Source organism: Citreicoccus inhibens (assembly GCF_019039035.1).
In the GTDB taxonomy this organism is placed as follows: domain Bacteria; phylum Myxococcota; class Myxococcia; order Myxococcales; family Myxococcaceae; genus Citreicoccus; species Citreicoccus inhibens.
The window spans coordinates 23,972-35,645 of sequence record NZ_JAHNZT010000053.1 but is presented as its reverse complement, the minus strand read 5'-3'; the positions used below and the strand labels follow the sequence as shown (position 1 = coordinate 35,645).

Sequence of the window (11,674 nt, the reverse complement as noted above, 5' to 3'; positions counted from 1 at the left end):
GGCCCTGGGCGGGGCCGAGCACGGGGGGCGCGGTGCGCGCGGGCGCTCGGGGCTCGAGGGGGAGACCGGCCGCGGTGGGGGGCGGCGTCCGAGCGGACGGCCTCATGCCCGGCGGCACGGCGCTCGGGGGCGGCGGGGGAGTGGGGGGCGCGGTGGGCTCGCCCGCTCGGGGGAAGGTGGCCACGGCGACCGGCCGCCCTGCGGGGGCGGGCGGGGGGGCGGGGGGGCGGGGCGGGGTCCCGGCTGGCGCCACGGGCCTGGCGGGAGGGGCCGAGACGAGTGCCTGGCTGCACAGGGCGCAGGCCGCCGAGCGAGGCGGATTGAGGCCGTCACAGTTCGGGCACACCACGGGAAGTGCGGACAGCAGGAGCTGTGACATGGGCGGGGCGAATCTATTGGCGCGTAAAACGTCGGGTCAATGAAAGCAAATGCGCCGGCACTGGGCTGGCCGCATGCGGTCCGGTCACTCGGGGCCGCGATTCGACCCCGGGGCAACATTGCCCCTCATGATTTCGGCAGTTACGATTGCCAACGCCTCGATGATTCGCCTGAACGACATTCTCCAGCGGGTTGCCTCGTACCACCCTGACCCTGATCTGGACATCATCAAGAAGGCATACGTCTACTCCGCCAAGGTCCATCAGGGACAGCTTCGCAAGTCCGGGGAGCCCTACCTGGTTCATCCGCTGGAGGTTGCCGGCATCCTCGCGGAGCTGAAGCTAGACGAAGCCTCCATTGTCACGGGTCTCCTCCACGACACCATCGAGGACACGCTCGCCACCGCCGAGGAGCTGACCGAGCTGTTCGGTCCCGAGGTGGCGCAGTTGGTGGACGGCGTCACCAAGCTGTCCAAGTTCTCCGCGTCCGCGACGCTCTCCCAAGAGGAGAAGCAGGCGGAGAACTTCCGGAAGATGATCATCGCGATGGCGCAGGACATCCGCGTCATCCTCGTGAAGCTGGCGGACCGCACGCACAACATGCGGACGCTGGATCACATGTCCGAGGAGAAGCAGGCGCGCATCGCCCAGGAGACCCTGGACATCTACGCGCCGCTGGCCAACCGACTCGGCATTTCGTGGATCAAGACCGAGCTGGAGGACCTGTCCTTCCGCTACGTGAAGCCGCAGGAGTTCTTCGCGCTCCAGGAGCAGCTCAACAAGCGCAAGAAGGAGCGCGAGAAGTACATCGAGGACACCGTCGCGCTGGTGCGCTCGAAGCTGGAGGAGCGCAACCTCAAGGGCGAGGTCAGCGGTCGCTTCAAGCACGTCTACAGCATCTACAAGAAGATCAAGGCGCAGGGGATCGACTTCGATCAGATCCACGACATCATCGCGTTCCGCATCGTCACGCCCTCGGTGCCCTCCTGCTACGAGGCGCTCGGGATGGTGCACCAGATGTGGAAGCCGGTGCCGGGGCGCTTCAAGGACTTCATCGCCATCCCCAAGCCCAACATGTACCAGTCCCTGCACACCACGGTGATTGGTCCGTTGAGCGAGCGCGTGGAAGTGCAGATCCGCACGCCGGACATGCACAAGATCGCCGAGGAAGGCATCGCCGCGCACTGGGCCTACAAGGAAGGGCGCGCGTCCATCTCCAAGGACGATGAGAAGTTCGCGTGGTTGCGCCAGCTCATGGAGTGGCAGCAGGACCTCAAGGATCCGAAGGAGTTCCTCGAGACGGTGAAGGTGGACCTCTTCACCGATGAGGTCTTCGTCTTCACACCCAAGGGCGATGTGCGCAGCCTGCCGCGCGGGGCCACGCCGGTGGACTTCGCGTTCGCCATCCACTCGGACGTGGGCAGCCGGTGCGTGGGCGCGAAGGTGAACGGGAAGATCGTCCCGCTGCGCTACAAGCTGAAGAACGGCGACACCGTGGAGGTGCTCACCAGCCCCCAGGCGCACCCCTCGAAGGACTGGCTCACCTTCGTCAAGACGAGCCGGGCCCAGCAGCGCATCCGCGGCTTCATCAAGCAGCAGCAGCGCGACAAGAGCCTGCAACTCGGACGCGAGCTGGCGGAGCGCGAGTTCCGCCGCTTCCAGCTCAACTTCAACAAGCAGATGAAGTCCGGCGAGATGAAGAAGGTCGCCGAGGAGTTCGGCTTCCGCGTCGAGGACGACCTGCTCGTGGCCATTGGCTACGGCAAGGTGACGCCGCAGCAGCTCGTCCAGCGCTTCGTTCCCCAGGAGAAGCTGAGCGCCGCGGAGGTGAATGCTCGGCCGAGCGACGCTTCGGGTGCGCCGACCGGGACCTCGGGTTCCTCCTCCTCCATGTTGCCGGGCCTGTCTCGCATGACCGACCTGGCCAAGCGCCTGGTGGGCCGCAGCAGCCGCAGCGGCGTGCAGATTGGCGGCGTGGATGACGTGCTCGTGCGCTTCGGGCGCTGTTGCAACCCCGTTCCGGGTGACCCCATCGCTGGCTTCATCACCCGAGGGCGGGGCGTGACGGTGCACACGGTGGGGTGCGAGAAGGCCCTGGCCACGGACCCCGAGCGGCGCGTGGACGTGATGTGGGACGTGCGAGGCGACTTCAAGCGGCCCGTCACCCTGCGTGTGCTCACGGCGGACCGGCCGGGCCTGCTCGCGGACATGACGAACATCTTCTCCAAGAAGGGCGTCAACATCTCCCAGGCCAACTGCCGGGCCACGGGAGATGACCGCGCGGTGAACACCTTCGAGGTCACCATCTCCGACCTCAAGCAGCTCACGGACTTGATGCGCACCATCGAGCGTCTCAACGGCGTCTACTCCGTCGAGCGAATCTAACCGCGCGCGGTTGTGCTACAGGGCCCCGGAAACCCGCGGCCCCCCACTTGGGGCGCCGCATCACTCCGAGGTGCGCCCCATGGCTCGCAAAGTCATCCATTCCGACCAGGCCCCCAAGGCCATTGGTCCGTACTCGCAGGCCATCCAGGTGGAGGCGGGGAAGATGACGTTCCTCTCCGGCCAGATCCCCCTGGACCCTGCCTCCATGGAGATGGTCCCGGGCGACGTCGTCGCGCAGGCCGAGCGGGTGATGGAGAACCTGAAGGCGGTGCTCGCCGCCGCGGGCTGTGACTTCTCCCACGTGGTGCGCTGCACCATCTTCCTCACGGACCTGGGGGACTTCGCCCGGGTGAACGAGGTCTATGGTCGCTACTTCACCGGCGCTCCTCCGGCGCGCGCGACGGTGCAGGTGGCCGCGCTGCCGCGTGGCGCGAAGGTGGAGATCGACGCCATCGCCGTCTCCTGAGTCCGCCACTCCCACGAAACACAAAGGCCGTCGGCTCCGAAGGGAGTCCGACGGCCTCGTGCTTTCAACGGAAGCGAGGGGGCGGGACGACTACTTCGCTTCCGCCGCCACCGCGCCGCCCGCCTTCTTCAGCTCCTCGTCGATGACGCGCTTGAAGGACTCGAGCGGCTGCGCGCCCACGAGCGGACGGCCGTTGATGAAGAAGCTGGGCGTGGCGCTCGCGCCCACCGCGGCGCCCGCGGTCATGTCGGCCTCGATCTGCTTGTCGAACTTGTTGCTGTCCATGGCCGCCTTGAACTTGGCCATGTTGAGGCCAATCTCCTGGGCGTACTTGTCCAGCGAGGCGCGGTCGAGCGCGCGCTGGTTGGCGAACAGCTTGTCGTGCATCTCCCAGAACTTGCCCTGCTCGTGGGCCGCCATGGACGCCTGCGCGGCGGCCTTCGCGTTCGGGTGCATGGGCAGCGGCTGGTGCTTGAAGGCGAACTTCACCTTGCCCTTGTAGTCCTGCTCCAACTGGTGGAGCGTCGGGACGACGCGGCCACAGAACGGGCACTCGAAGTCGGACCAGGCGACGAGGGTGACAGGGGCGCCCTTGGGGCCCTTCACCGGGGCCTCACCCAGCTCGATCTTCTGCACGGCCCCTTCAGGCGCCGCGCCCGCGGAGGGCGCCGACGGAGCGGCCGGGGCCGCCGCGACGTTGTCCGCGTTCAGCTTCGTGTAGAGGTCCTCCGGCTTGGTGCCGGCGGCGAGCGCCTTGTCGGCCTTGGCGATCTCCTCGTCGATCATCGTCTTGAAGGCCTCGAAGGGCTGCGCACCGACGAGCTGGCGGCCGTTGACGAAGAAGGTCGGGGTGCCGTTGGCGCCCACCACGTTGCCCGCGGCGATGTCCGACTCGATCTTCGTGTTGAACTTGTTGGTGGCGATGGCGGCCTTGAACTTCGCCATGTCCAGCTTCAGCTCCTGGGCGTACTTCTCCAGGGAGGCGCCGTCGAGCGCGCGCTGGTTGGCGAACAGCTTGTCGTGCATCTCCCAGAACTTGCCCTGCTCGTGCGCGGCCATGGCGGCCATGGCGGCCGGCTTGGCGCTCGCGTGGAAGGAGAGCGGCTGGTTGCGCCACACGATGCGCACGTCCTTCGGGTAGGTCTCCTTGATCTTCTGCACCGTGGGGACCACGCGGCCACAGAACGGGCACTCGAAGTCAGACCACTCGACGATGGTCACCTTGGCGTTGCTCGGGCCGAACACGGGCGAGTCCGACGGCACGTCCACCTTGAACACGGTGGGGCCGGCCGGCTGACCCTGCTGCGGACGGGACGGAGCGCGCTCCAGGCCCTTCTCGACGGCCTTCGCGTACACCTGCGAGGCGGGCACGCCGCTCTTCACGAGCGCCTCGGCCTTGGCCATCTCCTCGTCGATGAGCGCCTTGAAGTTCTCGATGGGCTGCGCGCCGGACAGGAAGCGGCCGTTGATGAAGAAGGCCGGGGTGCCGTTGGCGCCGAACTGCGAGGACGCGGTGGAGTCCTTGGAGATGATGTCGGCCAGCTTCGGGCTGGCCATGTCGCTCTTCCACTTCTCGAGGTTCAGGCCCAGCTGGGTCGCGTACTTCTCCAGGTCCGCGTCCTCGATGCTCTTCTGGTTCGCGAAGAGCATGTCGTGCATCTCCCAGTACTTGCCCTGCTCACCGGCGGCGAGCGCGGCGAGCGCGGCAGGACGGGCGCGCGGGTGGAAGGAGAGCGGGTTCTGCCGCATGACGACGCGCAGCTTGCTGCCGTAGTCGTCCTCGAGCTTCTTCACCGTCACGTGCGCGCGGCTGCAGAACGGGCACTGATAGTCGGAGAACTCGACGATGGTGACGAGCGCGTTCTCGCCGCCCCTCACCGGCGAGCCCTCGATGGGGACCTTGAACACCGTCGGATCCACGGGGCGCGCGTTGGGCCGGGCAGGGGCGGCAGCGGTGGGCGTGGTGCTCGTGCTCTTCGAGGCGTTGGTGGCGCGGCCGCCAACGAACCCGAGCACCAGGCCCACCAGCAGGGCCACGATGACATGGGGCTTCATGGGTTGGATTTGCTCCTTCGCCATCGGTCCGACTGCGGACGCCAAGCGGGTGTCAGTGTGTGTGGTGTGGAGGAAGGCGGGGGTACTTAACAGAGGGATTTCGAGAACCGCAAGCCATGCGGGAGCGCTCGCGGCTGCCGCGTCCAGGCCCCCAAGGGGCCGGAAACTGACCGCTTTTCCGAAATATTCCACCTCGGCGGCGAAGGGGGGCGCATGCCAGACTCACCCCCATGGAAGCAGCCGTGCGTGTGGATACCTCTGGCGCGTTCTGCCCGGTGCCCATCCTGGAGATCGCCAAGGCCATGCGGCGCGTGGCGCCCGGAACGCTGGTGGAGCTCATCTCCACGGACGTGGGCCTGGAGGCGGATCTGCCCGCGTGGTGCGAGGCGACCGGCCACCTGCTCGTTCGCCTGGAGCGCCGAGGCACCCACCACTACGTCGGGTGGGTGCGCAAGGCGGGGTGAGCCCGCGACTTCAGACGAGCTGAAGGACGCGATCCTCCAGCCGCTGGCCCCGGCTGACGCCGAGGATGAGCACGCCGTGCTGCAGCAGGTGGCCCACGACGCGGCTGATGATCTGCTCGGGCGGATGCGCCTGTCCCTCGAAGCGCACGAGCAATACGCCAGGGGACTCCATGCGCGCGGCCGTGACGCCGGGCATGGCCGTCAGCTCCGGGATGATGACGTCGCCCTGGGCGATCTGCACCCGGAACTCGGCGCCCTGGCCGGTCAGCTCCGTCATGCTGCCGGCCTTGGCCAGCGCGCCCTTGTCGAGGATGGCGGCCGCGTCGCACAGCTCCTCCAACTCCTGGAGGTTGTGGCTGGAGACGACCACCGTCTGCTGCTGGCCGCGCATGTCCTTGATGACCTGACGCACCTGGGCGGCGATGCGCGGATCCAATCCCGCGGTGGGCTCGTCCAGGAGAACCAGCGGCGGACGGCCCATCAGCGCCTGCGCCATGGACGCGCGCTTGGCCATGCCGTGGCTGAGCGCCTGGGTCTGCACCGACCACGCTTCGGTGAGTCCGACCTTCTCCAACGCGCCGCGCGCCTCGCTGTCGGGCTGTTCAAGACCGGACAGTTTGGCCCAGTACGTGAGCAGGGCGCCGACCTCCCAGCCGGGCGGAAGCACGGCGTCCTGGGGCAAGGCGCCCAGGCGGCGCTTGAGGGCACCCGGCGTTGACGGGTCCACGCCCATCACCTGGAGCGTGCCCTCCGACGGATAGAGGTAGCCGCACATCATGGAGAAGGTCGTCGTCTTGCCGGCGCCGTTGGGGCCGATGAGTCCGTAGACCTCTCCGCGGCGAACCTGGAGGCTCACCGACTTGACGGCGACCTTGGGTCCGAAGCGCTTGGTGACGTTGAACAGCTCGATGGCCAACTCGCTCACAGGTCCCTCGCGCGCAGGACGCCGTGGGCGCCCAGGAGGAAGACGAGCGCGAACGCGGCATAGGCCGCGCCACTCGCGCCGAACTCGGAGAGTTGCGGGTGCAGGAGATTGCCCGCGTAGTACGACGGCGACAGGTAACGCACGAAGCGCACCGGGTTGGTGTCCGCCACGCCGCGCCCGATGGTGTCCATCAGCCAGAAGACGAAGAGCAGGACGAAGTTGAAGACGAGGCTCACGGCCGGCAGGCGGAACAGGCTGGAGCACAGCGCGGTGAGCGCCACGTACGCCAGCGAGAACACCACCGCCGCCAGCCAGAACTTCACCAGGTTGAGCACCAGCATCGCGGCGCTGAAGTCCGGGTTCGTCATCCGCGCGTAGATGAAGATGGCCAGGTCCACGACGAGCACGAGCCCCACGAGCAGCGTGGCCTGCGCCAGGAACTTGCCCGTCAGCACCGACGAGCGGCGCGCGCGCACCGTGAGGAAGCGGATGGAGCGCGGGCCCACTTCGCCGCTGAGCTGATCGAACCCCATCAGAGCCACGTAGGCCGGCAAGAAGAACAGGGTGACCTTGAAGACGATGAGCACCACCAGCGGCACCTGCGACAGCGCCTCCATCATCGCGGCGTCATTGCTGGTGAGGACGCCCAGCATCCCCTTGTGGATCTCCTCCGCGGCGCGCGCCGAGGCCTCCGCGTCCGCGCCTACCTCCGCGAGCTTCGCGTTCACCTGGGCCTGCATCTCCCGCGTGGCGTAGCCCACGACGAGCAACACCAGGGCCGAGAACATGCTGTAGAGCCCGAGCAGGACCACGACGCGGCCGCTTCTCACGGCTCGGCGCAGCTCGGCGCTCCAAATCACGACTGTCTCTTTGAATCCGTCCAAGATGGGCGCGGACCCTAGCAGACGGGGAAGCGGACGTGGACAGCGGGCCGGGAGCGACTAGGATCGCCCCGCCCCCCCCGCCCCCCGAGCACGATGCACCGTCGCCTCTTCGCCGTCCCCGCGCTCCTGGTCCCCTTCGCGTTCCTTCTCGGCGCCACGGAGCCCGCTCCGCCTCCGAGTGCGCCCCGCGTCGAGGCCCTGGCGTCAAGTGATGCGGGCGCGGTGACAGCGCAGTCCGGGGACTCGGGTGTGTCTCTGGAATCCTCCGCGGCCTCGGCGGTGATGACCGCGGATGCGGGGCTGCCCGTTGGCGGCACCCTGGTTGCTGGGGGAGCTGGCTTGGATGGAGGGACGCTCGCGATGGTGGGGCTCGTGCCTCCGTCGCCAGTGCCGTCGCGTGAGAAGGCGCCTCCATTGCTCAAGGTCCAGGGGTTGCCCCATGCCGTGGATCTCCTCGCCCGCGCGAAGCTGGAGGGGGAGCAGCTCGTGGTGAAGGACGGCAAGGGGGCGAAGGCGCGCGCGCTGACCATCGATCCGGTGCTCCAGGCTTCGCTCACCCAGATTCTTCGGACCTATGAAGTGCCGTTTGGCGCGGCCGTGGTGCTGGAGCCCGCCACGGGCCGCGTGCTGGCCATGGCCGAGCACTCGCAAGCGCGGCCGGACCTGCGCGGGTTGGCGGTGCGCGCGGCGTTCCCCGCGGCGAGCATCTTCAAGATCGTCACCGGCAGCGCGCTGCTGGAGGCGGGGGTGACGCCCGAGACCGAGGAGTGCTTCCACGGGGGCAAGCGGCGCCTGTCCGAGAAGCACCTGGAGGACAGCGACCGCGACGGCGCGTGTCTGTCCTTGGCGTTGGCCATGGGCAAGAGCGCCAACGTCATCTTCGCGAAGATGACCCACAAGCACCTGAGCGTGGAGACCCTGCGGCGCATGGCCGCGCGCTTCCACTTCAACCGCGAGATTCCCTTCGCGGTCCCCACCGACGTGTCGCTGGCCGCGATCCCCGAGGATGAGTTCGGGCTGGCCAACACCGGCGCGGGCTTTGGGGACGTGTTCCTGTCGCCGCTGCACGGGGCGCTGCTGGCCGCCGTGGCCGCGAATGGGGGCCGCTGGGTGGATCCCGTTCTCTTCGAGCCGGACCTGACCGCGCCTCCGCCCGAGGGCGAGGCGGTGCTCACGCCCACCACCGCGCGCGCCCTCACCGCGATGCTGGAGGAGACCGTCACGCACGGCACCGCGCGCCACATCTTCCGGGAGCGCGGCTTCCGCGTGGACGGCGCGGTGGGCAAGACGGGCACGCTGGCGGATCGCGAGCCATTCCACGACTACTCGTGGTTCGTGGGCTTCGCGCCCAAGGAGCACCCGCGCGTGGCCGTGGCGGCGCTCGTGGTGAATGATCCGAAGTGGCGGATCCGCGGCTCGTACCTGGGCCGCGAGGCCCTCCGCCTGGGCTTGGAGCGGGTGCCCGCGCCGATGGAGCTCACCGCGCCGGCCTCGGCGGCGGGCAAGCACTGAGGCTTCAGCGCGGGGCGAGCTGCAAGAGCCCCGCGTCCACGAACCCCTGGAAGAACTTCAGCGCCTCCAGCTCCTGGAGCGGCGACACGTGGACGATGGCGGCGACGTCGCGTCGGCCATCCACGCGCGACAAGAGGTAGCGCTCGGGGGCGGACAGCGGCGTGGTCTTGAGCTGCGCGGGAGTCACCAACAGGCCGGGCACGCGCCCGGGCTCCATGAGTTCCTTGCGCAGCAGCGTCAGCAGCTTCGCCTCGGCGGATTTGAGCAGTGCGCTCGAGGCGGGGGAGGGCGACATCTCGTGCGCGCGGCGCGCCAGCGCCTCGCCGTCGCGCAGGTTGCCCGCGTCCAGGAACATCTGGGCGGCCTGGAGCACCTCGTCGGAGGACGACTCCGAGCCGATGACTCCGTCGGGCGGCGCGTCCTCGTCCTCCATGACGACGACCGGCCCCGAGGCTCGCATGGGCGCGGTCTCGGGGGGCTCGTCCGAGACCTTCACCGCGTCCAATCGATAGAGCGCGTAGAGACGCTGGTAGAGGAAGAAGTCCGTCGCGTGCATCGCCATGGCGATGCCGTCGATGGAGAGCCCCTCCTTGATGTGCTGGACGATGCGCTCGTCGACGCCGCCGGGCTTGCGCTCCGGCAGCTTGCGCTCGTCCACCGTCAGGCGCACGCCGCCCAGGGGGAACACGGCGCGGATGGCCTCCCAGGCCGTTTCCCGGAACTCTCCCTCGCGGTGCACGTCGAGGAGGTCCACGCGGATGTCGAGGCCCTCGATGTCCGGCGCGTCGTCCACGGCCTCGAAGGCGAAGTCACCGTCCTGCCAGGGGAACGCGTCCAGCAGCATCTCGCGGAACTTGTGGCTCAGCGTGTTGCGCACGGTGGACTCGGGGACGAGGCCCGTCATCACCAGGATCTTCCCGAGGAAGATGCGCGTCTCGGCCTGGGTGGCGAAGGCCTTCTCCAACTGGTCCTCCGTCAGGTGCCCCATGTTGATGAGGAACTGACCGAAGAACTCGCGCGCCTGGTTGGAGCTGGCGCTGGTGACGTGGCCCTCGCTCAGCGCGAACTGCTTGCGCACGTCCCCCCGCTCCAGCCTCAGGGTGCCCGTGACGCGGCGATTCCCGAGATGGACGACGAGGTCCTTGAGGGGCATCGTCGAGAAGTCACCAGACAGGCCACGCATCGAACGCCCATCCTGCAACGCATGAGAGTCGATATCTACTCGAAACCCAATTGCTCCCTCTGCGAGAAGGCGAGGGTCGTGGTCGAGGAGGTGCGCGCTCGCATCCCCTTCGAGCTGCGGATCCTCAGCATCCTGGAGGACCCTGAGCTGTTGACCCGCTGGCGTTACGAAATCCCCGTGGTGGTCATCGACGGGGTGCCTGCCTTCACGCTCCACGTGGATGCCGTGGCGTTGGAAGCCCGGGTGCGTGAGGCACTGGGTGGCACACCCGTTGCTAAAACGCTCGCCCGGGATGGGTAGGGCCGCGCCCTTCTCCTGGAAATCCAGGGGGATGCACGCCGTGGAGGAGGGGGAGGGGCTGTAATTCCGGGCGGCGGGCGGAGGGCATCGTGGGTCAAAAAGTGCTGTCGGGGAGGGCGCGACGGTGGGTGTGAGACACAAGCGCGTGGGACGGGCGGGACAGCCTCCCACGGTGCTGCTGGTCGAGCCCCGGGCTGACGCCCTGGAGCGGACCCGGACCCTGCTGGGGGAGGCGGGGTTCCGCGTGGTTCCAGTGACGCGTTTCGACGCGGCGGCGCCGCTGTTCGAGGTGGTGCGGCCGGACGCCGCGCTGTTGGCCGCGCAGGCGCCGGACTTCGCGGCGGTGCAGGTGGCGAGGCGGCTGCGGCAGATCAGCCGAGGCACGGTGCCGTTGATGTACCTGGTGGATCCGCACGACCCTGAGGCGTGGCGGCACTGCCTGCAGAAAGGGCAGTGCGTGGACGTGGCGCCGCGCTCGGGGAGTGGGGACGAGCTGCCCATGAAGCTGCATGCGCAGCTGCGCTTGAAGCACGCGGTGGAGCGCGCGGCGGTGGGTGAGGAGTCGAGCACCGCGCTGGCGCTGCATGACGCGGTGACGGGGCTCTACAACCGACCGTTCGTGCTCGCGTTGATTGGCTTGGAGACGCGGCGCGCGGAGCGCTACGGCGGCAGCTTCAGCGTGCTGGCGGCGCGGGTGGATGGCTGGGCGTCGTTCCGCAAGGAGTACGGGCGGGGGATGGCGGAGCGGCTGTTGGTGTACTGCGCGGTGGTGTTGGGGCAGACGGTGCGGGAGGCGGACGCGGTGGCGCGCGTGGGCGACTGCGAGTTCGCCGTGCTGCTGCCGGGGACGCCCGCTGAAGCGGTGCAGGACGTGGTGGCCCGGGTGGGGGCTCGATTCGACGCGGCGCGCTTCCAGGTGGAGGGGCGCGTGGTGCAGACGGCGCTGGGGTTGGGGGCGGTGAGCTTCCCAGACGCGGTGGGCACGCCCGTGCAGTTGCTGAGCGCGGCCCTCCAGACGCTGCGCCGCACGCGCGAGATTCGGCGGGCCGCCGGGGCACCGACCCGGCTGTCCGTGTGAGGAAGGCGGGAGGGTTCGATGCAGAGGGCGAGCGGAGGCGAGGGG

Annotated in this window: 10 protein-coding genes and 1 pseudogene; 6 read left to right on the top strand and 5 right to left on the bottom strand. The window is 68.7% G+C overall.

The window, feature by feature from the left end:
- Positions 1–379, bottom strand: a pseudogene (locus tag KRR26_RS37510) (FHA domain-containing protein); the annotation flags it as partial.
- Between the two features lie 160 nt (positions 380–539).
- Between KRR26_RS37510 and KRR26_RS33955 the strand changes: the two are divergent.
- Both KRR26_RS33955 and KRR26_RS33950 read left to right on the top strand, forming a co-directional pair.
- Positions 540–2,762, top strand: coding sequence for a RelA/SpoT family protein (locus KRR26_RS33955; RefSeq protein ID WP_217081849.1), 2,223 nt, complete (start codon positions 540–542; stop codon positions 2,760–2,762).
- Positions 2,763–2,832: 70 nt separating this feature from the next.
- Complete coding sequence (locus KRR26_RS33950; RefSeq protein ID WP_199723943.1) at positions 2,833–3,228, top strand: RidA family protein; 396 nt, start codon at positions 2,833–2,835, stop codon at positions 3,226–3,228.
- A 90-nt stretch (positions 3,229–3,318) separates the two neighbouring features.
- Here KRR26_RS33950 and KRR26_RS33945 read toward each other — a convergent pair whose 3' ends face one another.
- Positions 3,319–5,283, bottom strand: a complete 1,965-nt coding sequence (locus KRR26_RS33945; RefSeq protein ID WP_217081847.1) for a DsbA family protein — start codon at positions 5,281–5,283, stop codon at positions 3,319–3,321.
- A gap of 242 nt (positions 5,284–5,525) precedes the next feature.
- On the opposite strand from KRR26_RS33945, the gene KRR26_RS33940 reads away from it, so the two are divergent.
- Complete coding sequence (locus tag KRR26_RS33940; RefSeq protein WP_233577467.1) at positions 5,526–5,747, top strand: sulfurtransferase TusA family protein; 222 nt, start codon at positions 5,526–5,528, stop codon at positions 5,745–5,747.
- 10 nt (positions 5,748–5,757) lie between these two features.
- Here the strand turns inward: KRR26_RS33940 and KRR26_RS33935 are convergent, their stop codons facing one another.
- Positions 5,758–6,672 carry an ABC transporter ATP-binding protein gene (locus tag KRR26_RS33935; RefSeq protein ID WP_217081846.1) on the bottom strand — a complete coding sequence of 305 codons (915 nt, stop codon included), beginning with the start codon at positions 6,670–6,672 and terminating at the stop codon, positions 5,758–5,760.
- On the bottom strand, positions 6,669–7,532 hold the full coding sequence (locus tag KRR26_RS33930) for an ABC transporter permease (RefSeq protein ID WP_233577468.1): 864 nt from the start codon (positions 7,530–7,532) through the stop codon (positions 6,669–6,671). The genes KRR26_RS33935 and KRR26_RS33930 overlap by 4 nt, the downstream gene beginning before the upstream one ends.
- A 306-nt stretch (positions 7,533–7,838) precedes the next feature.
- Between KRR26_RS33930 and KRR26_RS33925 the strand changes: the two genes are divergently transcribed.
- The gene (locus tag KRR26_RS33925) at positions 7,839–9,068 is read left to right on the top strand and encodes a penicillin-binding transpeptidase domain-containing protein (RefSeq protein ID WP_407931753.1); all 1,230 of its coding nucleotides are present in this window, start codon (positions 7,839–7,841) and stop codon (positions 9,066–9,068) included.
- Between the two features lie 4 nt (positions 9,069–9,072).
- On the opposite strand, the gene KRR26_RS33920 is transcribed toward KRR26_RS33925, so the two are convergent.
- Positions 9,073–10,251 carry a DUF4388 domain-containing protein gene (locus KRR26_RS33920; protein WP_120210200.1) on the bottom strand — a complete coding sequence of 393 codons (1,179 nt, stop codon included), beginning with the start codon at positions 10,249–10,251 and terminating at the stop codon, positions 9,073–9,075.
- 21 nt (positions 10,252–10,272) lie between these two features.
- On the opposite strand from KRR26_RS33920, the gene KRR26_RS33915 reads away from it, so the two are divergent.
- Both KRR26_RS33915 and KRR26_RS33910 read left to right on the top strand, forming a co-directional pair.
- Positions 10,273–10,551 (top strand): glutaredoxin family protein, encoded by a 279-nt coding sequence (locus KRR26_RS33915; protein WP_120210201.1) that lies wholly within the window; start codon positions 10,273–10,275, stop codon positions 10,549–10,551.
- Positions 10,552–10,675: 124 nt separating this feature from the next.
- A complete protein-coding gene (locus KRR26_RS33910) occupies positions 10,676–11,629 on the top strand; it encodes a GGDEF domain-containing protein (protein WP_233577470.1) in 954 nt (317 codons plus the stop codon).
- Positions 11,630–11,674: the final 45 nt, after the last annotated feature.

Excerpts from the sequence above, each read along its gene's own strand:
- KRR26_RS33955 (WP_217081849.1), top strand. The coding sequence starts at position 540 with ATGATTCGCCTGAACGACATTCTCCAGCGGGTTGCCTCGTACCACCCT.
- KRR26_RS33945 (WP_217081847.1), bottom strand. The coding sequence starts at position 5,283 with ATGAAGCCCCATGTCATCGTGGCCCTGCTGGTGGGCCTGGTGCTCGGG.
- KRR26_RS33925 (WP_407931753.1), top strand. The coding sequence starts at position 7,839 with ATGACCGCGGATGCGGGGCTGCCCGTTGGCGGCACCCTGGTTGCTGGG.
- KRR26_RS33920 (WP_120210200.1), bottom strand. The coding sequence starts at position 10,251 with ATGCGTGGCCTGTCTGGTGACTTCTCGACGATGCCCCTCAAGGACCTC.
- KRR26_RS33915 (WP_120210201.1), top strand. The coding sequence starts at position 10,273 with ATGAGAGTCGATATCTACTCGAAACCCAATTGCTCCCTCTGCGAGAAG.